This window comes from Bifidobacterium tissieri, assembly GCF_002259645.1.
Classification (GTDB): Bacteria; Actinomycetota; Actinomycetes; order Actinomycetales; family Bifidobacteriaceae; genus Galliscardovia; species Galliscardovia tissieri.
In genome coordinates, this window is sequence record NZ_MWWV01000006.1 from 1 (window position 1) to 23,969 (window position 23,969).

Genomic DNA, 23,969 nt, shown 5'->3' on the forward strand with positions numbered 1-23,969 from the left:
GTTCGCCGGGCGCGAGCTCGTCAATCCACGAGGCCAGCAGCGTCTTGCTCGGATACCCCATTTGGCGGATCGTACGGCTCGCTCGCCGCCCGTGCGTCAGGTAATGGTCCACCGCGGCCCGCCTCTGCTCCAACGTGTAGCGCGAATACCGCTCGCCACGCGTCGAGGGTATTCCCGTCCTCTGTTCCTCGAGCCAGTCCCGATGCCACATACGCAACGCCTCACGACTGGGATACCCCAACTCCCGGATCGCGTCCGCCGCGCAGCACTCATACCTCACATACAACTCCACCGCACGCCGACGCTGCTCCCTCGTATACCTCGCCATGATGACTCCTCCCGGATCACAGTCCAAGAAAACGTCACCACCTCGATTTCATAGTGGTCATCGGCCCATATTCGCTAAGAATGTAGGCGGCTACGTCCACGATTCCTGCCATGATTATCCTCCTTTCCGGGGTTATATTGTAGAACATGAGTTCAGACAACGTCGTGCCTTTCATCAGCCGAAGCCGTGCCAATGCTGCTGGCAAGATCCTTCGTGCCGATCAGGGGCAGGACGGTGCGGAGTATGTTCAGGCTAGAGAAATCGCTCAGCGGTGGCGAGCCCAGCATATCGATCCGACTCAGCAATGCTTCAAACAGGTGTTGGAATGTTCAAAGCGGATACCGCAATCCGTGGCGACTTACCGACTGAAGCGTATGATTTCCATCATTCGTAAGCTTCAGCGTCCGAATGCCCATTTCAAACTCGGCGAGCTTGACGATATTGGCGGATGCCGGCTGATCGTGGAAACGAACGAAGAAGTCAATGAAGCTGCCGACTGGCTTATTTCGCGATTGTCGTTAAAGAATGGATCGGGCGACAAGGATTACATTGCTCATCCGCAACGTAGTGGATATCGTTCCCGGCATCTCCTCTGCAAGGCCGAAGCCGGTTCCGCTTCGTATCATGTGGAAGTGCAGATTCGTGTACGAGACTGCAGCATTATTGGTCCACGGCAGTGGAGACGGTTGGGGAGATTTACGGAACCGAGTACAAAAGTCCCACGGTAAGTGCTGCGGCGCAAGGCGCTGATAAGGAACGGCTAATACTTTTCAAGATAGTCTCCAGCCTGTTCGCGTTGGAGGAACACACTCCGCAGATACCGGATTTTGAGGGTGATCAGGCATCGTTGGTTCGTCAGCTCAAGGAGCTTTCCTGTACTGACAGGTTGCTGACCGATCTAGAAGCGTCTGTTGACAGTGTTTTCAGCGCGGACGTGCCAAAAAACACTGGTGAATTGTTCCTCATGAAGTTTTCCCGAGAGAACCAGTACCTTGATGTCGATGCGTTTCCTATGAGTGAATTAAGCGAAGCGCTTCGACAATATGACGGCATGGAATGTTCCATGAACGATGCCCTTGGAACAGGAGAATATCCTGCAATTGATGTCGTTACGACAATATCGTATTGGCATATGCCCATGATGCTGAGCAGCTTGCCGTTGCGTATCCGAACTATTCGACGAATGTGCAGCACTTTCTCGAAAAAGTGGAATCGTATCTGTAACCGCTGGCAGGCGGGTTCTTTCCATTACGCCCCTACACACGCGACGAATCCTCCAAAAACGTGCACAGATGCCTGTTCGAGGGGTGGGTGCGAGAGAGTAGAACCAGACGTGCCGACCTCCGGTCATCGGAGGCGCGCGCTGCATGTGTCGTCGTGCGCCCATGCCTCCGACATGCGTCTTCGGACTGGGCGTATAGAATGCGTGTCGTGCTGAAACGTCGGAAAACACGAGTGCCGCAGCCCGGTGAATGGGGCTGGGTCAAACGCATGAAGGTCAGCGTGCCCATCTTCATCATCCTGATGGGCATACTGATCTTCGTGTCCCATGCCACCACCGTGCCGTGGAACAACAATCCCATCGATCAGAGCGTCGACACGCTGGCATCCGACACCGCCGTCACGTTCAACAATCCCGGGGAAGCATTGCCGGCGCTGGACACCTACAAGGTGGCGACAAAGGACGCGTGGATCGATCTCAAACGGCCGTCCACGGGGGAGACGCAGCGCGCCCACGTACTGATCCGCTATCCGCAGAACGCGGGCGGCACGGACGAAGACAATACCAACGCCACTAACAAACTGCCCGGCGTGGTGTTCATGCATGGCGCCGGCTATGGCACCGCCGACAATTCGTTCGGCGACGTGGCCGAGGATCTGAGCTCGGCCGGATTCGTCACCGCCACCGTGGACAAGCCGGTCTGGTCCACCAACGACATCACCCGCGACTACCCGGGATCCGCGCACGCCTACGGTCAGGTGGTGGACTATCTGCGATCCATGGACATGGTCGATCCTCACAAGGTCGGCCTGTACGCCACGTCGGAAAGCACGTGGATATCGCCGTATCTGGTCCGTGACGACGGCGACATCGCCTTCCAGATCCTGCTGTCGCCCATGGTGCAGACGCCTCGTCATGCGCTGGGATTCTTCGTGGCGCAGGATTTCGCCATCGTGGGCGCCAACCCGGGATATCAATCCATCGTGAGGCGTGTGTTCAGCGCCGATACCGCGCAGTTTGGCCTGACGAATCTTGATTTCAATCCCATGATCGCCGAAGGCTACGCCATCCCCACATTCGTGGCCTACGGGTCCAAGGATGTGATGACCGCCCAGGTGGACGGTGTGCGCGACATCGAGCTCATGGCGCATCGGAGCGGCAACTGGAACGTGACCGTTCGCAACTATCCCGTGGCCAACCATGTGATGCGTCTCGGCGACGAGGCGGAGGAGGGCACTCCGCTGGTGGATCGGTACGAACGCGACATGGTCGACTGGGCGGTGGGCACGTCGCGCGGCCTTCAGGAGACATCGGCGTCCATCGCCGGAACCACCATCTATCAGTCCATCGCCGTGCCCACCAACCTGTATGGGCATCCGAAACTCACCGTCTACGGCGTGGGCGTGCATGTGGCCGCGGTGGTCACGTTGCTCATCGCGTTCGTGCTGGCGCTTATCGCTCTGGAACGCAAAATCCGCTATATGATCCGTGGTCAGGGGCCGGCGCTCGGATTCGTGCGCGGATACCAGCGCGTGCTCATCACCATATCCGCCACCACACTGGCGACGCTGCTGTTGTTCTTCGCCGGCATCGGCCAGATCGTCTGGCGTGTCGTCACGCTCATCTGGGGAGCCGCGCCCGAATCGCCAGGCATGATCTACTGGAGCTGGTACGCGATTCAGGTGGTCTGCGTACTGGTCGTCTGGGCATGGTCGCGCGTGTTCTGCCAGCTGTTGGAGACCGCCTCGCAAAAGGGTCTGCTGCGGACTCCCGACGAATGGCGTGCCGACTTCGAGATCAAACGACTCACCGGCAAACCCGTGCTGCGCATCCGCGGCGTCCATACCGGCCCGGTCGTCGCCTCCACCAGACTCGGCGTGACGCTGTTCGTCGCCACCACGCTCGCCATGTTCTGCGTGCTGCTCGTGTTCGCCTTCTGGGGACTGTTCGTCTACTAGATTTTTCGTCTACTAGGTTTACTGGACGGGAGAGCTGATGCCACTGTATAAGGACGAGGGACTCGTGCTGCGCACCGTGAAACTCGGCGAAGCGGACCGGATCATCACGATCCTCACCCGCGATCATGGCAAGATCCGGGCCGTGGCCAAGGGGGTGCGCCGGCTGAAGTCACGGTTCGGCGCACGACTCGAACCGTTCATGCGCGCCTCGCTGCTCATCGCCACGGGACGGTCGCTTGATGTGGTCTCGCAGGCGTCCACGTTGGGTGCGTACGCCGACGGCATCGTATGCGACTACGACGCCTATCTCAATGCCAGTGTGATCGTCGAAACCGCCGACCGTATTTTCAGTGCGCTCGAGGAGCCGTCTCCGCAGCAGTATCGTTTAGCCGTCGGTGCCATATCGGCGTTGTCGCGGCATTTGCACAGTCCGCGCGACATCAGCGAGTCCTATGTCCTGCGAGCGCTTGCGCTTGCCGGATGGCGTCCGCGACTCGACGCATGCGTGGTGTGCGGCGAGCACCGCAGTCCCGTGGCGTTCTCCATTCCCGCCGGTGGGGTGATGTGCGCCATGGATCGCACCCCCGAGGCGTACCGCGTGGGGGAGAGGGGCGTGACGAGACTGCGCGCGCTGCTCGCCGGCGACTGGAATGCACTCGATGCGCGAACGGATTCATCCGCTGCGTCCGCGGACGTCAATGCCGTCGACGCGCATGATGGCGATGATCAGGTGGCGGAACTGGTGGAAAAATGGGCCGAATACTATCTGGAACGGCCGATTCGTTCCGCTCGCTTGCTACATTCGTAATCATGGCTTTTGAAAACGTCGATTACACGTCGCTCTCCATTCCCGCGGCACCGTTCTCCGATCCTTCGATCATCCCCGATTTTCCCAAGAACAAGGTCCCCCGTCACGTCGGCGTCATCATGGATGGCAATGGACGTTGGGCGCAGCAGCGCGGACTGATCCGCACCAACGGGCATCAGGCCGCCGAACCCGTGGTCTTCGACACCATCGCCGGTGCCATCGAAGCCGGTGTGCGCTATCTGAGCCTGTACACGTTCTCCACGGAGAACTGGAAGCGCTCGCCGCAGGAGGTGCGGTTCCTGATGGGTTTCTCCCGTGAGATCATTCACCGCCGTGTGGCGCAGATGGATGATTGGGGGGTGCGTGTGCGTTGGTCCGGTCGCCGTCCGAAGCTGTGGAAGTCGGTGATCGACGAGCTTGAGGTGGCCATGGAGCGCACCAAGAACAACAAGACCATCGATGTGGTGTTCTGCATCAATTACGGCGGTCGTGCCGAGATCGCCGATGCCTGCGCCGCCATTGCCCGTGAGGTGCGTGATGGTCGTATTTCCGGTGATCGTGTGACGGAGAAGATGATCGCCCAGCATCTGTACAATCCCGACATTCCCGACTGCGATCTGGTGATCCGCACGTCCGGCGAGCAGCGCACGAGTAATTTCCTGCCGTGGGAGGCCGCCTACGCCGAGCTTGATTTCGTGCCCGAGCTGTTCCCCGACTGCGGCCGCGAGGTGCTGTGGCGTTCGATCGACCACTACATTCACCGTGACCGTCGTTTCGGCGGCGTGAAGCGCTGACTCAGTCCGCGCTGACCGGGTCGGCGTGAAACGAGACTGGGTGACCGGATTTCAAAGGAGAGTCGGCCACCCAGTTTGATTGTTCGGGCCTACATGCAGTCCCAGTGGAAGAGCACCTGGGAGAAATCAAGACGACGAAGCTGATCAGGGCGAATGAAGAAGTTCGCCACACCGGAGTCGGCGAACATCACGTCGTCGATCGAATCGATCTGCAGCAGCAATGTGTCGGCACCATGCCATGGGCCATTGGGACGGGGATCCCATTGCGTGAACAACGGATATCCGCCGATCTGATGACCACCGTATGCGAGCATATCGTTGATCGTGTCGAGGATCTCGCCCTCGTGCGTGCGATAGAAGTCACGATCTCGGTCGTTCATCGTGCTGAGGCAGCGTTGCAGCGCGCCGTCGAAACGATAATCCGTCGTGTTGATCACTTTCGCGGTGAGCGTCGGGACCAGTTTCATTGCGTAGTTCTTGTCGGGCAGCGGCAGATCGGTGTCGGCCCTCCAGGATGGATGGGCCACGTGGGTCGGCGGGACGGTGTCCGGCACGGTGGGGATGTACCGGATCCGCCATTTCTTCTGCGACTGCGGGTGGTCGAGGTTCATGCCGTACAGCGGATCGTCACCGGCGATGAAGAACTGAAGCAGCCCGTGCTCGGGAAAATCCGGAAGGTGGGGCAGTTCGTCGAAGTTGAGTTGTGCGAGCAGATACAGCGGCTTGCCGGTCTCGTGGTTGCGCGGCGGGCGCATGCCCGACGGAACGTAGAATTCGCCGCCGATCTTGGTGTCGAGGACATTCGGTGGCGTATCGGACGCGTCGAGCTCGATCATGGGCGCGTCGGTTGAGTGTCTGAGCATGGAAACGATCATCTGCGCCACGTAATCACTCAGTTGCGGTATGAGTGAGGTGTCGGCATAGGCTTCATCCCGTTGGATGCCGGTGACGGATGCATCGATGGGGTTTTGAATTCCGTGGGCCAGCCCTTCCTGCTCCGCCGAGGGCTTTTTGCCGAATAACCTGTCCAACAGACTCATGGCACTCCTTATTCGAGATGATGATACAGGCGTTACTCAGAGTAATCGACTCACGTTGATTTCGTTTATCCGAATGGTGAAGAAGCCGTGTCGGGTGACGCGCCGCATCACATATAGTCATTGTGACTATATGTGGTATGCTCTTATCTGATTTCGCGCGGGCGATGATTCGGACATGCCTTGGAACACGTCCGACGACCCGCGTCGACCACAGACGTGACTGAAGGAATAAGGAAGGAGCCAACCATGAGCGTGGCTTCCGTCAATGACATCATCGAACGACTCGGCGCGACCAGCACCTGCGACGCCGGACTGACCAAGGATCCATGGGCATTCGACACCACACGGCCCTCCTACGGACCCGGCGCATCCGCCCTCGACATGATCCCGAGGAACGCCCCCCGTCAGCAGCCGCTGCCGGAGGAATACCGCGACGCCTCCGACGATGAACTGCAGCAGCGCATCCGCGACGCCAAGGCGCGCCTCGGATCCAAGCTGCTGATCCTCGGCCACTTCTACCAGCGCGATGAGATCATCGTGCACGCCGACTACGTGGGAGACTCCTTCCAGCTGGCCAAGAACGCCACCCAGTGTCCGGATGCCGAACACATCGTCTTCTGCGGCGTCCACTTCATGGCCGAAACCGCCGACATCCTGTCCAAGCCCGAACAGAGCGTGACCCTGCCGAACCTGTCCGCCGGCTGTTCCATGGCCGACATGGCCGACATCGATCAGGTGGAGGACTGCTGGCAGCAGCTCGGCGAGATCTGCGGCACCAAGCCGGACGCCGACGGACTGCAGCAGATCATCCCCGTGACCTACATGAACTCCGCGGCCTCGCTCAAGGCCTTCTGCGGACGCAACGGCGGCATCGTCTGCACATCATCGAACGCACGAGCCGTACTCGAATGGGCCTTCGCCCGCGGCAAGCGCGTCCTGTTCTTCCCCGACCAGCATCTCGGCCGCAACACCGCCCGTGCCATGGGCATCCCGCTGAGCCAGATGCCGCTGTGGGACCCGTACAAGCCGCAGGGCGGCGCCAGCGACCCCGCCGACTACGCCAAGGCCAAGATGATCCTGTGGAAGGGCTTCTGCTCGGTGCACCAGCGCTTCACCGTGGACCAGATCGAACGCGCCCGCAAGGCGTACCCGGGCGTGAAGGTGATCGTGCACCCCGAATGTTCCATGCAGGTCGTCGACGCCGCCGACGGCACCGGCTCCACCGCCTACATCGTCAAGGAGATCGCCAACGCCCCCGCCGGATCCGTCATCGCCGTGGGCACCGAGATCAACCTTGTGAACCGACTGGCCGCGCAGTATCCGGACAAGACCGTGTTCTGCCTCGACCCGGTGGTCTGCCCGTGCTCCACGATGTACCGCATCCACCCCGCATACCTCGCCTGGGCTCTGGAGAACATCGAACAAGGCAACATCGTCAACCGCATCACCGTGGATGACGACACCGCCCGCGAAGCCAAGGTCGCGCTCGAGCGCATGCTGCGCGTCCATCCGTGAACCGCCCGTGAACCGTGTCCGCGAATCCACGGACGGCAAACAGATGCCGCTGGCAGCAGACAACTGGCAGCAAGCAGCAAGCAACAAGGCGACGTCATTCCAGACCGTCGCAAGCACCCGCCGATGGCGGGCCAAAGGGAAGTGAAACCGTGAATCCTCACAATGCCAACAGCGCCAACAGCGCCGACATCGTCGTGATCGGCGCGGGCGTGGCTGGACTGTCCGCCGCGCTCGCCGTGGCCGGCACCGGTCATGATGTGGTCCTGGTGACCAAAACCGAACTCGTGGAATCAAACACCTACCACGCGCAGGGAGGCATCGCCGCGGCCATCTTCCCCGACGACGACCCGAAGCTGCACGCCCAGGACACCATGGCCGCCGGACACGGTCTGTGCGAACCGAAGGCCGTGGAGATCCTCACCCGCGAAGGTGCCGATCGTGTCCGCGAATTCGCCAAGGCGGGCGTGCGATTCGATCGCGATGCCGAAGGCCACATGCTCCGCGGACTGGAGGCGGCCCACTCCCGTGCCCGCGTGGTGCATGCCGGCGGCGACGCCACGGGAAAGATCCTCGAGCTCGACGTATCCGCCATGGTGCGTTCCAACCCGCGCATCCACGTCATGGAGCACGCCTTCCTCAAGGACCTGCTGTTGCGCGACGGTGCGATCAGCGGTGTGCGTCTGCTGGTCAACGACTCCAACGGCGATCCGACCACGACGGACCTCGCCGCGAGCCGTGTGATCCTCGCCACCGGCGGTGCCGGACGCCTGTACCCGTACACCACGAACCCCCAGGTGGCCACCGCGGACGGACTCGCCGCGGCACTGCGCGCCGGAGCCCAGACCGCCGATCTCGAGTTCTACCAGTTCCACCCCACGGCGCTTGCGGTGGGCGAGCACTTCCTCATATCCGAGGCGGTGCGCGGCGAAGGGGCCGTGTTGCTCGACGAGCACGGCGACCGCTACATGACCGCCGTGGATCCGCGCGCCGAACTCGCTCCACGCGATGTGGTGGCCCGCGAGAACTTCCGCGTGATGCAACGTCAGCAGGGACGTCCGGTCATGCTCGACGTCTCCCCGATGCGCAAGGACAACCCCGATCTCGCCGCGTTCCTGAAGCATCGTTTCCCCACCATCGACGCCTATACGCGCTCTCTCGGCTTCGACTGGAGCCGGGAGCCGATTCCCGTGGCACCGGCCGCGCACTATTACATGGGCGGCATCCGCACCGATCTCAACGGTCGTGCCAGCATCCCCGGCCTGTATGCGGCCGGCGAATGCGCCCGCACCGGCGTGATGGGATCGAACCGTCTGGCCTCGAACTCACTGCTCGAAGGACTGGTGTTCGGTCGCCGCGCAGGTCTCGCCGCGGTTTCGGACCCGGACGGCACCGTATGGGATCCCGTACCATTCTCGAACTCGGCGACCGGTCAACTGACCGACAACAATCCGATCCCGCTGGATACGCCTCGAATGTCGGAACCGGCACGGACCGCATCGCTCTGGGATCGCGATCGCATCGAACAAACCATGTGGCAGGACGTCGGTGTGCTACGCGACGACCAAGGACTACGAGACGCCATCGGGCGGCTCGGTAATGCGCTTGCGGTGGCGAACACCGCTGCGAACACGGCTGATACGGCGGCTGCGACCGATGAGAACAATGCAGCCGATACGACCGATACGGTCATCCGGCTTGAAAACCGCAACATGCTCACCGTCGGCTATGTGGCCGCGAACGCCGCACTGGCCCGCACCGAATCCCGTGGCGCCCACGCCCGCACCGACTATCCGGATGCACATGACGAATGGGCCATGTCCACGGCCTACGTGCTGCGGTAGTCGTAGCGCACCCTGGTACAGGCCTGATATCGGAACTCTCTGGTATCGGCACAATCCGCAATCCTCATCACAGGAATCAGGAATCCCATGCTTACCGAACACATCATCCGCACCACCATCGAGGCCGCTCTGGCCGAGGACGCTCCCGCCGGCGATATCACCTGCGAATCGACCATTCCCGTCGACGCCGTAGGTATGGCCGCCCTGACCGCACGCGAACCCGGTGTGATGAGCGGCATCGGCGTATTCGCCGCCACGTTCGTCACCCAGAACCCGAACATCCGCGTCGACGCGTCCATCAAGGACGGCGAACGGTTCGAGGCTGGCCAGCGTCTCGCCGAGGTCAGCGGCCCGGTGCGTGACATCCTCACCGCCGAACGTGTGGCGCTCAACATGACCCAGCGCATGAGCGGCATCGCCACCATGACGTCCGCATTCGTGGCCGAAGCCGCACGAGGCAATGCCCGACCCGACGCCGTGAGCCCTCGCCGGTACGCGCGCACCCGCATCGTCGACACCCGCAAAACCACGCCGTTGCTGCGGCCGTTCGAGAAATACGCGGTCGTCTGTGGCGGCGGGTTCAACCATCGATATGGGTTGTCCGACGCCGTGATGGTCAAGGACAACCATCTGGCGACGCTGGCCGAACAGGGCATCGACCTGGCCGGTGCGATCCGGCATATCCGTGAACGCGTGAGCCATACCACCCACATCGAGGTGGAGGTCGATCGACTCGATCAGATTCCGATGGCACTCGACGGCGGCGCGGACACGATCATGCTCGACAATTTCTCGATCGACGACACGCGCACGGGTGTGGCGCGCATCGACGGGCGGGCGATCGTGGAGGCCAGCGGCAACATGACACTCGACCGCGTGGCCGACGTGGCCGCCACCGGCGTGGACATCATTTCGGTGGGTGCGCTCACCCACAGCGTGCGTAGCATCGATCTGGGACTCGACTATGAGTGAGCCAGAATCCGAACGCAACGACGATGGACGTACCGACGGCGAACTCTATCTTGACGCCGCATCCACCGAGCCGGTGAGCCGTGACGTCATCGACGCCATGCTGCCGTTCATGACCGACGCGTACGCGAATCCGGCCAGCGTGCACCGGGCGGGAAAGACCGCCGCACAGGCGTTGGATGCGGCACGCCGGTCGTTCGCCGCGAATCTGGGTGCGCGGCCGGATGATGTGATCTTCACGTCCGGCGGCACCGAATCGGACAATCTGGCCGTCAAGGGCATAGCGCTCGCCCGGATGGAACGCATGCGGCGGGATGGGGTGGTGTCTGACCTCCTCCTTGGCACGTCGCATGCGGAGTCCGCCGCATCGGGCCGCCGCCCGCGTATCGTGATCTCCGCGGTGGAGCATCCGGCCGTCGCCGAATCGGCGGCATGGTTGGAACGGTTCTTCGGGTTCGACGTGGTCCGCGTTCCCGTGGATGACGCGGCCCGTATCGATCTGGACGCCCTGAAACGCGCAATGGATGTCGCTTCCGAACGTACGGCGCTGGTGTCGGTCATGCTGGCCAACAACGAGGTGGGTACCATCCAGCCGGTCGAGGACGTGGTGCGCATCGCCCACGCGGCCGGGGTGCCTGCGCATGTGGATGCCGTACAGGCGGCAGGACAGGTGCCCATCCGCATGCGGGAATGGGGTGTGGATGCGCTCAGTGTTTCCGGACACAAGTTCGGCACCCCCAAGGGACTTGGCGCTCTGCTGGTGCGTGGCAGTACCCCGATCGAGCCGTTGCTCAGCGGCGGCGGGCAGGAACGCGGACTGCGCTCGGGTACGCAGAACGTGGCCGGGGCCGTGGGACTGGCGATCGCATTGGATGAGTCGATCGCGTTCATGCGCGAACATGCTGCCGAACTCGTCGCCTCGCGTGACCGCCTGATTCAGGCGGTGCTGGACGCCGTACCGCAGGCCCGTCTTACGGGGGATCCGCGGAATCGCCTGCCCGGGCACGCGTCGTTCATCTTCCCCGGAGTGACGGGGGAGGCCCTGCTGGTGGATCTGGATACGCGCGGCATCGAATGCTCGTCCGGTTCGGCATGCGCGGTGGGAAGGCATGAAATTCCTCCGACGCTGCTGGCCATGGGATTGGAGCCGTCCATCGCCAAGTCGGCGCTGCGGTTGACGTTCCGGCGGCCGTTGTCCGATGACGACATCGACCGTACCGTGTCCGCGATCCGGCGCTCCTGTACCGCGCTGGGTTTGCGTTGATGTCGGTGCCATCGTTGATGTCAGGAACGGTCGCGGAACAACGATAGCGGCAGCAGCGGAACAAATAAAGGACTCCGGTGGGAATGCATCCCACCGGAGTCATTTGGTTATCTGGGCTATCGAGCTAGCGGCTGTATCGGGTTATCGCTCGATCAGCGCTGTGCCCGCTTGCGAAGCACCAGAGCGGCACCCGCACCGAACAGCGCGAGCATCACGACCACGCCCACGGCGATGTTGACGCCGGTCGTGGCGAGGTGCGACTTCTTCGTGTCCTGCTTAGCGTTGTTCTTCACGTCCTTGGTGGTCGTGTTCGGCGTGCTGGCGGCAGGCTTGTTCGTGTTCGGCGTGTTGGTGTTGGTGTCGTTCGGCTTGACGGCACCGTTGTTGTTGCCGTTGTTGGGCTTGTTGCCGTTGTCATTGGTGCCGGGCTTGTTGGGTTCGTTCGGCTTGGTCTCCTCGTTGGCGGGGACCGTGACGGTCAGCGTGGCGGTAAGTCCGTCGGCGGTCACCGTGACAGTGGCCTTGCCGGCCTTCAGCGCCTTCACCTGATAGTCGGCGGTCGGGTTGGCACCCTGATCGACGGCCTCGAGCACCTTGTCGGCTCCCTCGGATGTGATGGTCCACTTGAGATCCTTGCTGGCGAGGTTCTCGGCCTTGGCGTTGAGCTTGAGCTCGTCGTTCAGCTTCAGCGTGGTGGCGTTGTTGTCGAATGCCTTGTTATCGGCGCCCACGATGTTCAGCGACTTGGTCGGAGCCGGGGGATTGGGCGTGTCGCCGCCATCGGTGCGGACCAGCTTGAGGGTGCCGGCTTTGAGGGTGTCGTTCGGCAGGCCGCCGAGGACAGTCAAAAATGCTCCGGCATTCAGCGTCACATCTTTGCTCTTGTCGAGAGGCTTGTTGTCAATCGGCTTTGCCCACGAGGCATAGATGGAGAAAGATTCGTAGTTGTGATTGGGGCCGGCGTGGAAAATGCCGTCCTCGTCGGTTTCGGACGTAGCGTAGAAACCACCCTGAGCGGCCATACGGTAATTGCTGTTTTCAGGGGCCTCGTAGGTGACGGTGTACTTGCCGGGCTTGACGCCTACGTACTGGGTTTCGACAGTGTGCGGCTGGTTGTCGTCGGTCGGGTTCACGGCTTTCGGGGTGTCCTTGGGGTCGTTGACGGCCACGATGCCGAGGCTGCCGCTCAAACCGGAACGGGCTTCGACCGGAACTTTGGACAGGTCGAAGGTGTAGGTGTCGGTCTCCACCGCCGATGCGGTCGGACCCACAAAGCCGGCCATGCCGACGATAGTTGCCAATGCAAGCGCGCCTGCGGCCAGCTTGCCGATCAGACCCGTCTTCGTTCCCATGAGTGTCATGGTGATGAACTTCCTTAGTATCTCTATGGATGGGGTGGCCGCTCTCAAACCTCGCGAGCGGCGTCGCGGTATTATCCGTCACACAACACACCGATAAATCCCACAACCACCCCCTATCCTACTGTCGTTGAAAGGGCGGTACAAGGTCCAAGGAAACTACGTAATTCCAACGGTTATCGTGCGTAAGCCACCCCTTAATCACTAGGGGGTATCGGGAACAGACATTTTATTCATGACAATGGCTGTTGCTGCGTTGTCAGATGATCATGCCGTCTGATTCATAGGGGTTATGCAGCGTTTGTCCATAAAAACATAAGGTACGTAGTTACGGTACGGGAATTCCATGTGAATGACATGGCCTCGGCGCATGAATGCGTCGAGGCCATGGTGATGAGTAACTGATATTCACGGTGACGGATATCCGCGATCGGAATATCAGCGGTCCGCCGTTACTCCACTACTTCCACTACTCCAGACCGATGGACTTGAGATTGTGCAGGGTCAGGGACGCGACCGAGAGATCACCGGATTCGGCGACCAGCTTCACCGCACGCGGACCGTCGGCGGCATAGCTGTAGGAGCTCATCGCCTGATGGCCGTCGTTCACGTACACCTCCACGGAACCACGGTCCACGTAGATGCGCAGCGTGAGCTGGTCGGCCGCCAGCTCGTCCGCCGTAAGCGGGGCCACGCGGTAGCCGCGGTCGCCGAAGGCATTAGCCTGACGGTCGAGCACGATGCCGCCGATCTGATCGTCATAGGCCACGTAGGTGTAGGCGCCGTCGGGGGTGGCGTGCACCTTGATGCCGGCACGATCGGCGGTGGTGTTCTTCAGGTCGATCGTCATCTCGATCTCCATGGCCTCCGCGTTCTCGGCCACCACGGTTTCGGTGCCGGACTTGACCTCCACAACGCCCAGATCGGTGGAATCCTCGCGCAGACCGGCCATTTCAGCCGCCGGCACGGTGTGGATGTCGCCATCCTCGTCAAGGAACACCTCACGAGGCAGGGTCAGCTGGCCGCACCAGCCCTCGTCGTCCAGCGGGATGGGCTGCACGAACGGGCTGTACCAGCCGTACATGATCTGACGGCCGTCGGTGTTGTCATCGGTGTCGCCGGCGACGGTGTTGAACGACTGCGGGGCGTAGAAGTTGTGACCGCAGTCCCACAGACGGAATTCGGTCTCCGGCGTGAACTGGCCACCCGGCTCCCACGTGCCGATCATGTAGCCGGCGTTGTTCGCGTTGCGGTTCATGAAGCCGCTCGGCTTCGATCCCATGGCGGAGAAGCCGATGACCCACTTCTCGTTGCCGTCCTTGTCGGTGACGGGGAAGAAGTCGGGGCACTCGAGCATGAACACGTCCGGATCCGGGTGCTCGAACAGCACTGTCTTGAACGTCCACTCGACCATGTCCTCGGAGGTGTACAGCCACATCTGGCCGCGCTTCTCGGCGGAGGACACGCCGAACGTCATGTACCACACGCCGCCGGTCTTCCACACCTTCGGATCGCGGAAGTGCGAGTTCACCTTGTCGCGCGGGCAATCGACGACCATGCCTTTCTTCTTCAGAACGTTGAGGCTGTCGTCCGTCGGCTCGGCGAGCATTTGCACCTGCCATTCGCCGTCGCTGCCGTCCACGCCGTTGGCCCAGCGGTGACCGGTGTAGTAGAACATCGGCTTGCCGTCGTCGGCGATCACCGCGGAACCGGAGAACACGCCGTCCTTCTCCTGCTCGAGGCTGGGGGCGAAGGCGATGGGTTCGCGCTTCCAGGTGATCATGTCGTCGCTGGAGACATGGCCCCAGTGCATGGGCCCCCACTGGGTGCCGTAGGGGTGGAGCTGGTAGTAGACGTGCCAGCGTCCCTGGTAGTAGCACAGGCCGTTGGGGTCGTTGATCCATCCGCCGTTCGAGGCGATGTGGAACTTGGGGTACCAGCGGTCGTTACGCGTGGCGGCCAGTTTGGCCACACCGGCCTCGGCCCTGGCGAGTTCCTCGTCGTGGTCCCTGATGGGGGTGTAGATGGGCTTGAAGTCACTCATCGTTGAATTCCTTTCTGGTTCTGGTGTGGATGGCGGTTGCGAGGATGGATGGTGTGCGTGATTGCACGAGTCCGGCTCCCTTGTACTTGACGAAAGAGAGCCGGACAACGCGGATCAGTGCTTGGCCTCAGCGGCCTCGGAAGCCTTGGCGGCCTCCATCTGGCGCAGCTGCTTGTCGGTGTAGAACGGGTCGCCGCCGACCTCCTGGTCATCGCGCTTGATGACGAAGAAGCCGTAGATCAGCGCGCAGAGCACGATGGCGGAGATGACCCAGAAGGTCACTCGGGAGCCCATGTCATCGTTCGGCATCATCTGGGCCATCTTGTCGTGGAAGGCGCCCAGCGGGGTGGAGAAGATGACCTGACCGACCTGCGAGGCGATCTGGAAGCCGACCATGTACAGCGTGGCGGAGAGCTTGGTATCGAAGTGCAGGGTGAAGTAGCGGAACGCCGGCAGGCAGAACAGCGGCACCTCGATGGAGTGGAACAGCTTCACGATGGAAACGGTGATCGGATCGTGGAACACGCCGCACAGGCCGATGCGCAGGAACATCACGGTGGCGCCGAGCAGCAGGGCGTTGCGCACGCCGATCTTCTTCATGATGATCGGCACGACGCCCATCATGGCGGACTCGAGGAACACCTGGAAGCCGTTGAGCGTGCCGTAGGTGGCGTTGCCGATGGCCTCGGTGGGGAAGAGGTTGGCGTAGTAGGTCGGGAACATCTGCTGGTCGAACACGGTGTAGAAGGTGTTGGTGAGCAGCATGAAGACGATGAGCACCCACAGGGTCGGCATCTTGAGCACGGCCACCATCTCCGCGAAGGAGGGGTTGGTGGGGGCGGCGTTCGGATCGGCTTCCTTCTTCAGCTCGTCCTTCTGCTCGGACGGCACCCAGAAGGCGTAGACGAGCAGCATGCACACGCCGAAGGCGGAACCGACCCAGAAGTTGATGAGCGGGTTGATGTTGAAGAGGAAACCGGCGCACAGGGCGACGATGGCGTAGCCGAAGGAGCCCCAGGCGCGGGACTGTCCGTATTCGAAGCCGAACTTACGGGAGTAGCGTTCGGTGACCGCCTCGAACAAGGAGCAGCCGGCCATGAAGCCCGCGGACAGCACGATGGAACCGATGAACGAGCCGATGTAGCGGGTGGTGCCGCCGGCGAGGATCATCGGGGCGTAGATGAACTGGACGAACGGGCCGACGAGCGCGGCGACCAGGGAGACGAAGATCACCAGCTTGCGCTTGATGCCGAGCTGGTCCTGGATGGCGCCGTAGACGAACATGATGATCAGCGTCGCCAGCGAGTTGATGGAGTAGATGGTGCCGACCTCGGCGTTGGTCAGACCGACGCCGGAGATGAGCCAGCGCTGAAAGAAGGACCACCAGATGCCCCAGGAGCAGAAGAAGAGGAAGATGCCGAAGGAGCTCTGCAGATACGACGGGTTCTGCCACACCTTGGTTTTGTTAGCCATTTCGTTTTCCGTTTCTCTCGTTTCCTTGCGGATCGCTGCCTTGCGATTCGCGGATCCGTTGTGTGACCGTTGCGTCGAGGCTCCGGTTTGTGACTGTGCCTCATTGCTGTGGTCGTATTAACGATGTTAATGCGTCAAACGATCTACGTCAAACGATTGACGCTATGTGTTGCAACGGCTTTGGTATTGCAAATGTTTGCATGGTTGTGTTTTCAACGAAAACTCATCGAACGGGTTTGATGTGATCGGCGTGTCGTACGCTCGGTGCATGCGATTGCAGACAGGCGCAATCGTGTACGGAGTGGTGCGACCTTTCCCGTTACGGACGGCATCGTCATTGATGCCGTGGAGACCGGTCCGGCTTGGTACGTACCGGACCGGTCGACTATTGGTTGGGGATATCGGCTGCCGAAAGGCGGAGGACGGTATTCGGCTATTCCTCCAATCCGATGGACCTGAGTTCGTGGATACGCAACGACGGAATGGACAGCGTGCCGGATTCCGCGGTGATCTCCAACGCTCGCGGACCGTCCGACGGGAAGCTGTAGGAGCTCATCACCTGCTCGCCGTCGTTCACGAACACCTCGATCGAACAACGGTCCACAAACACGTGCAACTTCAACGTATGACTGGTGAACGGTGCCGCACGGTAGCCGCGATCACCCCGCGCGTTGGCGTGACGATCAAGCACCACACGATGGGTCTGGTCGTCGTAGTACACGCAGGTGTGCGCATTGTCCTCGGTCAGCATCAGTTTAAGGCCCGCACGTTCGGCTGTGGAATGACTCATGTCCATTTCGAGCTCGATTTCGGCGGCCTCCACGTCATCAAGCAGACGGAAGCTCTCATTGACGCCAAGCATGAATGGATCGTATTCCATCGTGGTCTCTCGCAGTGACTCCAGTTCCCGGGCCGGTTCGGTACGAATGCAGCAGTACGAATCCAGACTGATCTCACGCGGCACCGTGAGCTGCCCGCACCATCCATCATCCTGCATGGGCACTGGTGGTACGAACGGACTCATCCACGCATACTGCAGACGACGGCCGTCAGGTGTGACCATGGACTGCGGCGCATAGTAGTTGTGCCCCCAATCCCAGAGGCGGAACTCGGTGCGCGGCTTGAACTCCTCGCCGGGCTCCCACGTGCCGATCACGTATCCGGCGTTATGCAGATTGCGGTTGGCGAATCCGTTCGGGCGCTCGCCCATGGCAGAGAAGCACAGCACCCAGTACTCGTTGCCCTCCTTGTCCCGGAGCGGGAAGAAGTCAGGGCATTCGAGCATGTAGACACCAGGGTTCGGATGCCTGAACAGCACCTGTTCGAAATGCCAGATGCGCATGTTCTCGGAGGAATAGAGCAGCACCTCTCCTCGCCGATCGGCGGTGCTCATGCCGAAGACCATGTACCACATGCCGTCCTGCTTCCACACCTTGGGGTCGCGGAAGTGACGGAACCCCTCGGGGTTGTCTATGATCACGCCCAGCTTCTCAAAGTGCACGCCATCGTCGCTCATCGCCGCGCACTGCACCTCAAGATTCTCATCCGCATCGTCCACGCCGTTGGCCCAGCGGTGGCCGGTGTAGAACACCCAAAGCCGACCATCGTCGCCGGTGATGGCCGAACCGGAGAACACACCATCCCGGTCGGCCTCGAGGCTGGGGGCGAAGGTGATGGGTTCGCGCTTCCAGCTGATCATGTCGTCGCTGGAGACATGGCCCCAGTGCATGGGCCCCCACTGGGTGCCGTAGGGGTGGAGCTGGTAGTAGACGTGCCAGCGTCCCCGGTAGTAGCACAGGCCGTTGGGGTCGTTGATCCATCCGCCGTTCGAGGCGATGTGGAACTTGGGGTACCAGCGGTCGTTGCGCGTGGCGGCCAACTTGGCCACACCGGCCTCGGCCCTGGCGAGCGCCTCGTCATGGGATACGAATTCGCGATTGATGTCATTCATCGTTGAATGCCTTTCTCTCTGCAATCGTCAAACGATTTACGATTATAGTGGACGACATCAAGAGGGCCAGTGATTATTCAGTATTGTTCGATTATGTGTGGTTTATGAAGCAGCCGTGTCCATGACGACAACGTACTGTGTCATGAACACGGCGGATAGACGACTGGATGAAATCCCAGTCGGTAGGCTCAGCCCTTGGCCGCCACGGATTCCTTGCTGATCAGCGTGCAATGGATCTGTGCGGGCGATGCGTCCAACGGCGGCAGGGGAGAACGACCGCCGGCGGGGGTCATGGCTTCAGGCTTGGGGGCGTGCCCCTCGATCATCGATACCAGCTTGAGCGTGCCCCAATATCCCATCTCATAATGTGGGAGATCCACAGTGGTCAGCAACGGTGCCAGCGTTTCGGCGAACACGCGATGATTGTCCACGCCGACCACACTGATGTCCCGGCCGATGGTAAGACCCCGCTTGGCTGCACACTGATAGACGTACCAGGCGCGGGCATCGTTGAAGCAGAAGATGCCATCCGGATGGGCGCGATCGAACATCGCATCCACGGCGTCGAGCGCCGGACGGTTGAACGTCACGCCGATGTCAAGCGCCTCGTCATAGTCGATGTTGGCTTCCGCAAGCGCGCGACGATACCCGGCACGACGTCCCAGATCGGCCACGTACACGCGATCCGAAGCGCCGATGTAGGCGATACGACGGCAGCCTGCGTCGATGAGATGCCGCGTGGCGTCATATCCGATGGACTCCTCGTCGGGCACGATATACGGCACGCGACCGGTGTCGTCGATGCCGTCCAGCAGTACGGTGGGCAGTTTCAGCAGGCTTTCCGGAACCGTCGTGTGCTGATCGTACATGCGTGCGTACATGAAACCGTCCACGCCGTACTGGAGAAGCGTGGCGATTTCCCGCTCCTCAAGCTTGCTGTCGCCGTTCGTATTGACGGTGAGCAGCATGTATCCCATGGCGCGCGCGGCATCCTGCGCGCCAAGAATCAACCGTCCGGCATACGGTGTGGTGGCGATCTCGTCACTGACGAATCCGATGATCCGCGTCCTACTGGTCCTCAGGCTTCTCGCCAAAGGATTGGGCTTGTAGCCCGACGCCTTCGCTTCCGCGCGAACCCGCTGCGCGATCTCAGGCTTGACTCTTCCGGCATCGCGATCGTTCAGTACCAAAGAGACCGTCGATACCGAAACCCCCGTACGTTCGGCAATCTCCTTCATCGTAGTCATAATTACTACGTTATACCGCATCGTACGAGGGTTCGGTAGCGAGGTATGGACTTAATCCCGCTCTTCGTCCAGAATATGGTCCACAAGCTCCACTTTTTTACGGATCTGCCCACTGAATCCCGGCCGCATATCCATCTGCAGACTCACCTGGGTACGGTACCCATGGTCATACAGCACGAACGCGGCACGCTTGACCATGGCAAGCACATCGTCATAGTCGCCCTCGATATCGGTACTCATGGCATGAGTGCTGTTGTCCAGACCGGATTCGCGGATCACACGGATCACCTGCGCCACATATTCGCTTAGCTCCTCGCCCACGCCCGTCGGCCAGATCGTCAACTGGGCCATCGTATTGACATAGTCAGGGGAGTCCGGACCGGTCAGGATCCCGCCCTGCGGATGCGGGGCCGGAGAGTGCGCGGCATCCCCCTTCACATCCTTCCACGCCTTGACCAGTTCGCTGGTCGCCGCTTGTGGGTCGTCGGCGCCTGCGATTGCCGACACCACGAACCAGCCGGCGGCCCCCGCACGGGCCAGCGGTGCCACATCGGCAAGTTTCACACCGCCGCCGGCCACCACCGGATAATCGCTGATTGCGCACAGGCGGCCGATCGCCGCAATCGAATCCGAATCATCCGCGGCCTTCTCGATCAGCGTGGCCTCCGGCTTGGTGGTCGTCGGATGCACGGCGCCCGCGCCGATGTAATCCACCACACCGGCCGGCAGCTCCTCGATGATGTCGAACAATTCGGTGGTGTTGGCCGACAGACCCACGATCGCGTCCGGGCCGAGCAGCCTGCGGCATGCGATGGCGGGAACATCGGTCTGGCCCACGTGCACGCCGTCCACCTTGATGCCCATATCGCGGGCGGCGAGCACCGCGTCCAGACGATCGTCGATCAGCAGCGGCACGGTATCGCTTTTGCCGGCATCCGCGATCACCTGCGCGATATCCCTGGCCATGGCGATGATCTCGCCGGCATCGGAGTGCTTGGCGCGCAGCTGCACGATGGTTACGCCGCCACGCAGGGCCTGTGCCACCACATCGGTGACCGGGCGGCCGTGCGTATCATCCGGGCCGAGCACCAGATAGGCGGATACATCGAGAATGTCGCGCATCGACGCGTACGGGAAACGGTTGGTCATGATTCGCTCCTTGCAATATGAACAATGAATCGACAATGAATCAGGGAATCAGGCGTAGATCGCCGACTGGGCGATCTCATCGGACGTGGTGTTCCACAGCGCATCGAGGAACGCCACTTGGAACGAGCCAGGACCCTCGGCCACACGTTCGGCGGCATCCGCCGCACGGTTATAATGCAGTGCCGCAGCCAGCGCGGCGACCAGCGGGCGGGCCACACAGGCGTACGTCGCCGTGACGCCGCCCAGCGAACAGCCCGCGCCCGTGATCTTCGTCATCCACACGCTGCCGCCGGGCAGACGGAAGTCGCGCTCGCCGTCGGTGACCAGATCCATGGCCCCCGATACCGACACCACACCCTTGGTGAACCGAGCGAGGGCATGGGCCGCGGGAATTGCCGCATCGATCTCATCATGAGCCTCCACACCGGCGCGTGATTTGGAATCGGCTCCCTCCAGCCCCCAGATCCCGGCCAGCGCAATCGCCTCGGACGCGTTGCAGCGGATGATCGTGGGCGGGGTCTTCCGAAAGGCGCGAAGAATCTCGCCGCGCAGCTCGCCCGCTCCTGCTCCCACGGGATCAAGCACCCACGGCAGACCGCGGTCCACGGCATCGCGCGCAGCGGCCGGATACTCGTTGCGGAATTCCGCGAGCAATGTGCCCATATTGATGTAGGTGGCCTTGGAGGCTCCGGCGGAATCCAGGGCACTGGCCTCTTCGCCGCTGTAGTGCATGGCCGCCGTGCCCCCTACGGCAAGCTGGGCGTTGGCGACGAAATTGATGGTGACGAAGTTCGTCAGCGACTGGGCGAGTGGCGTGGTCTCGCGTACGGCGTCCACGGCCTGCGCGATCTCGGCGCGCAGCGGATCACCGACGGTGAGGTTGCCGGATTCGAGGTTTTCGGAATCGGAACTCATATGAAGAATGCCTCCCTACGATGGTGTTGACCAACAGGTTCCAAGGGTCAGGCCGGCGCCTTTCTCAACCCGTTACGCGTCGATCCGATGGTGTTGCGACTCGAAACCGTCGAGTCTTGGCCGAGCCATCGCGCCGTACGCCGTACGGGTTCCCCTGCATTGTGCCATTGACGCTATGCCGTCGTTCGGACAACTCCGGCAACTTCAAGTAGTATGCGCGTATTGTGCGTCTTGTACTTGCGTCGCATCGTCGTTGCACCGTCGTTATGTGCACGGCGATTCGACGGTGTGTTCCGGTCGTTCCGTCGTTGGCGTTGACTGTCAGCGCGTACGGATAGACTCAGGGGCGCAAAACAAGACCCCAAACCGTTCAAACCAGAAGGTGCATTGTGGCTCAGTCCAAACTTGATGAAGTCGTATCCCTCGCGAAGCGTCGCGGTTTCGTATTCCCCGCCGGTGAGATCTATGGCGGCACCCGTTCCGCATGGGATTACGGCCCGCTCGGCGTGGCGCTCAAGGACAATATCAAGCGCGAGTGGTGGCGTTCGATGGTTGTCACCCGTCCCGACGTCGTGGGCGTTGATACGTCCATCATCCTGCCCACCCCGGTGTGGGTCGCTTCCGGTCACGTCGCCGTGTTCAACGACCCGCTGGTCGAATGCCTGAACTGCCACAAGCGCAACCGCGCCGACAAGCTGCAGGAATCCTACGCCGAGAAGCACCATGACCAGCTGCCGGAGAACGGCATGGCCGACATCGTGTGCCCCGACTGCGGCACCCGTGGCAAGTGGACCGAACCGCGCGACTTCAACATGATGCTGCGCACCCATCTCGGCCCGGTGGAGGACGAGAACAGCCTGCACTACCTGCGTCCGGAGACCGCGCAGGGCATCTTCGTGGACTTCAAGAACGTGATGACCTCCTCGCGTTCCAAGCCGCCGTTCGGCATCGCCAATATGGGCAAGTCCTTCCGCAACGAGATCACCCCCGGCAACTTCATCTTCCGCACCCGTGAGTTCGAGCAGATGGAGATGGAGTTCTTCGTGGAGCCCGGCACCGATGAGGATTGGCACCAGTACTGGATCGACGCCCGTACCCAGTGGTACCTCGACCTCGGCGTCAAGCCGGAGAACCTGCGCCACTACGAGCATCCGAAGGAGAAGCTCGCCCACTACTCCAAGCGCACCGTGGACATCGAATACAAGTTCGGCTTCCAGGGATCCGACTGGGGCGAGCTCGAGGGCGTGGCCAACCGCACCGACTTCGATCTTTCCGCCCACGCCAAGCACTCCGGCGAGGACCTCAGCTACTTCAACCAGGCCACCGGCGAACGCTACGTGCCGTACGTGATCGAGCCTGCGGCCGGTCTGACCCGCTCCCTGATGTGCTTCCTCGTGGACGCCTACGATGTGGACGAGGCCCCGAACACCAAGGGCGGCGTGGACAAGCGCACCGTGCTGCGTCTCGACCCGCGTCTGGCTCCGGTCAAGGCCGCCGTGCTGCCGCTCAGCAAGAAGCCCGAACTGCAGAACGTGGCCCAGAACCTGGCGAACGATCTGCGTCAGAACGAATGGATGATCGACTACGACGAGTCCGGTGCCATCGGCCGCCGTTACCGTCGTGAGGACGAGATCGGCACCCCGCTGTGCGTGACGGTCGACTTCGACACCCTCGACGATCAGGCCGTGACGATTCGTGACCGCGACACCATGAACCAGGAGCGCGTGGCCCTTGACAAGGTGGCCGACTACGTGGCCGCCCGCATCGGCGAGCACCGCACGCATGTGCCGCTCAAGCCCGTCGCCATGGGCGGCGAGGCATGGCCGGACAGCGTTCGTATTCAGGAGGCCGGCGGTCTGTACTGATCGCTTACGCCGTCATGCCCGGCTGATGTCGTTACGGTCACGGGCATGACCTGATTCCGTCTGATTTCGTTGCTACGCTGCCGAAACATCTGGAACGTCTGGAATGAAATCCGATGGATATGACATTTATGACATTCGACTGGTGGGATGCGCCTTGAGACGCTTCCCGCCAGTTTGTTTCACCGGCAGTTCCCGACGGAGCCGCTTCGGCGGTCGGGGCCGTCGCGG

General features: G+C 61.6%; 17 protein-coding genes and 1 pseudogene. 9 read left to right on the plus strand and 9 right to left on the minus strand.

Features of this window, described 5'->3' with window-relative positions; genetic code table 11:
- Positions 1–328, minus strand: a pseudogene (locus BTIS_RS05065) (IS3 family transposase); the annotation flags it as partial.
- Positions 329–474: 146 nt separating this feature from the next.
- Between BTIS_RS05065 and BTIS_RS05070 the strand changes: the two are divergent.
- The 4 genes from BTIS_RS05070 (at position 475) to BTIS_RS05085 (ending at position 5,110) form a co-directional block, all read left to right on the plus strand.
- Entirely contained in the window at positions 475–1,056 is a 582-nt protein-coding gene (locus BTIS_RS05070; RefSeq protein WP_094663291.1) for a RelA/SpoT domain-containing protein, read from the plus strand.
- 763 nt (positions 1,057–1,819) lie between these two features.
- A complete protein-coding gene (locus BTIS_RS05075; protein WP_094663293.1) occupies positions 1,820–3,508 on the plus strand; it encodes an alpha/beta hydrolase family protein in 1,689 nt (562 codons plus the stop codon).
- 37 nt (positions 3,509–3,545) lie between these two features.
- Positions 3,546–4,316 (plus strand): DNA repair protein RecO, encoded by a 771-nt coding sequence (recO, locus tag BTIS_RS05080; RefSeq protein ID WP_094663295.1) that lies wholly within the window; start codon positions 3,546–3,548, stop codon positions 4,314–4,316.
- 2 nt (positions 4,317–4,318) lie between these two features.
- Entirely contained in the window at positions 4,319–5,110 is a 792-nt protein-coding gene (locus BTIS_RS05085; protein WP_094663297.1) for an isoprenyl transferase, read from the plus strand.
- Between the two features lie 89 nt (positions 5,111–5,199).
- On the opposite strand, the gene BTIS_RS05090 is transcribed toward BTIS_RS05085, so the two are convergent.
- On the minus strand, positions 5,200–6,150 hold the full coding sequence (locus tag BTIS_RS05090; RefSeq protein ID WP_094663299.1) for a YwqG family protein: 951 nt from the start codon (positions 6,148–6,150) through the stop codon (positions 5,200–5,202).
- A gap of 246 nt (positions 6,151–6,396) precedes the next feature.
- Between BTIS_RS05090 and nadA the strand changes: the two genes are divergently transcribed.
- The 4 genes from nadA (at position 6,397) to BTIS_RS05110 (ending at position 11,739) form a co-directional block, all read left to right on the plus strand.
- Positions 6,397–7,665 (plus strand): quinolinate synthase NadA, encoded by a 1,269-nt coding sequence (gene nadA / locus BTIS_RS05095; protein ID WP_094663301.1) that lies wholly within the window; start codon positions 6,397–6,399, stop codon positions 7,663–7,665.
- Positions 7,666–7,814: 149 nt separating this feature from the next.
- The gene (gene nadB, locus BTIS_RS05100) at positions 7,815–9,506 is read left to right on the plus strand and encodes an L-aspartate oxidase (RefSeq protein WP_094663303.1); all 1,692 of its coding nucleotides are present in this window, start codon (positions 7,815–7,817) and stop codon (positions 9,504–9,506) included.
- 87 nt (positions 9,507–9,593) lie between these two features.
- On the plus strand, positions 9,594–10,478 hold the full coding sequence (nadC, locus tag BTIS_RS05105) for a carboxylating nicotinate-nucleotide diphosphorylase (RefSeq protein ID WP_094663305.1): 885 nt from the start codon (positions 9,594–9,596) through the stop codon (positions 10,476–10,478).
- Positions 10,471–11,739, plus strand: a complete 1,269-nt coding sequence (locus BTIS_RS05110) for a cysteine desulfurase family protein (RefSeq protein ID WP_094663307.1) — start codon at positions 10,471–10,473, stop codon at positions 11,737–11,739. Before nadC ends, BTIS_RS05110 begins: the two co-directional genes overlap by 8 nt.
- Positions 11,740–11,891: 152 nt before the next feature.
- Here BTIS_RS05110 and BTIS_RS05115 read toward each other — a convergent pair whose 3' ends face one another.
- The 7 genes from BTIS_RS05115 to thiM all read right to left on the minus strand — a co-directional run bounded on the left by BTIS_RS05115 (position 11,892) and on the right by thiM (position 21,876).
- A complete protein-coding gene (locus tag BTIS_RS05115; RefSeq protein ID WP_094663309.1) occupies positions 11,892–13,100 on the minus strand; it encodes a hypothetical protein in 1,209 nt (402 codons plus the stop codon).
- 466 nt (positions 13,101–13,566) lie between these two features.
- On the minus strand, positions 13,567–15,141 hold the full coding sequence (locus tag BTIS_RS05120) for a glycoside hydrolase family 32 protein (RefSeq protein ID WP_094663311.1): 1,575 nt from the start codon (positions 15,139–15,141) through the stop codon (positions 13,567–13,569).
- 114 nt (positions 15,142–15,255) lie between these two features.
- Positions 15,256–16,614 carry an MFS transporter gene (locus BTIS_RS05125; protein WP_094663313.1) on the minus strand — a complete coding sequence of 453 codons (1,359 nt, stop codon included), beginning with the start codon at positions 16,612–16,614 and terminating at the stop codon, positions 15,256–15,258.
- A gap of 433 nt (positions 16,615–17,047) precedes the next feature.
- Entirely contained in the window at positions 17,048–18,565 is a 1,518-nt protein-coding gene (locus BTIS_RS05130; RefSeq protein ID WP_094663315.1) for a glycoside hydrolase family 32 protein, read from the minus strand.
- A 188-nt stretch (positions 18,566–18,753) separates the two neighbouring features.
- Positions 18,754–19,812 (minus strand): LacI family DNA-binding transcriptional regulator, encoded by a 1,059-nt coding sequence (locus BTIS_RS05135; protein WP_094663317.1) that lies wholly within the window; start codon positions 19,810–19,812, stop codon positions 18,754–18,756.
- A gap of 51 nt (positions 19,813–19,863) precedes the next feature.
- Entirely contained in the window at positions 19,864–20,961 is a 1,098-nt protein-coding gene (locus BTIS_RS12070) for an MTH1187 family thiamine-binding protein (RefSeq protein WP_094663319.1), read from the minus strand.
- Between the two features lie 48 nt (positions 20,962–21,009).
- Positions 21,010–21,876: a hydroxyethylthiazole kinase gene (gene thiM, locus BTIS_RS05145; RefSeq protein ID WP_094663321.1), complete on the minus strand. Its 867-nt coding sequence runs from the start codon at positions 21,874–21,876 to the stop codon at positions 21,010–21,012.
- A 389-nt stretch (positions 21,877–22,265) separates the two neighbouring features.
- On the opposite strand from thiM, the gene BTIS_RS05150 reads away from it, so the two are divergent.
- A complete protein-coding gene (locus BTIS_RS05150; protein ID WP_094663323.1) occupies positions 22,266–23,741 on the plus strand; it encodes a glycine--tRNA ligase in 1,476 nt (491 codons plus the stop codon).
- Positions 23,742–23,969: the final 228 nt, after the last annotated feature.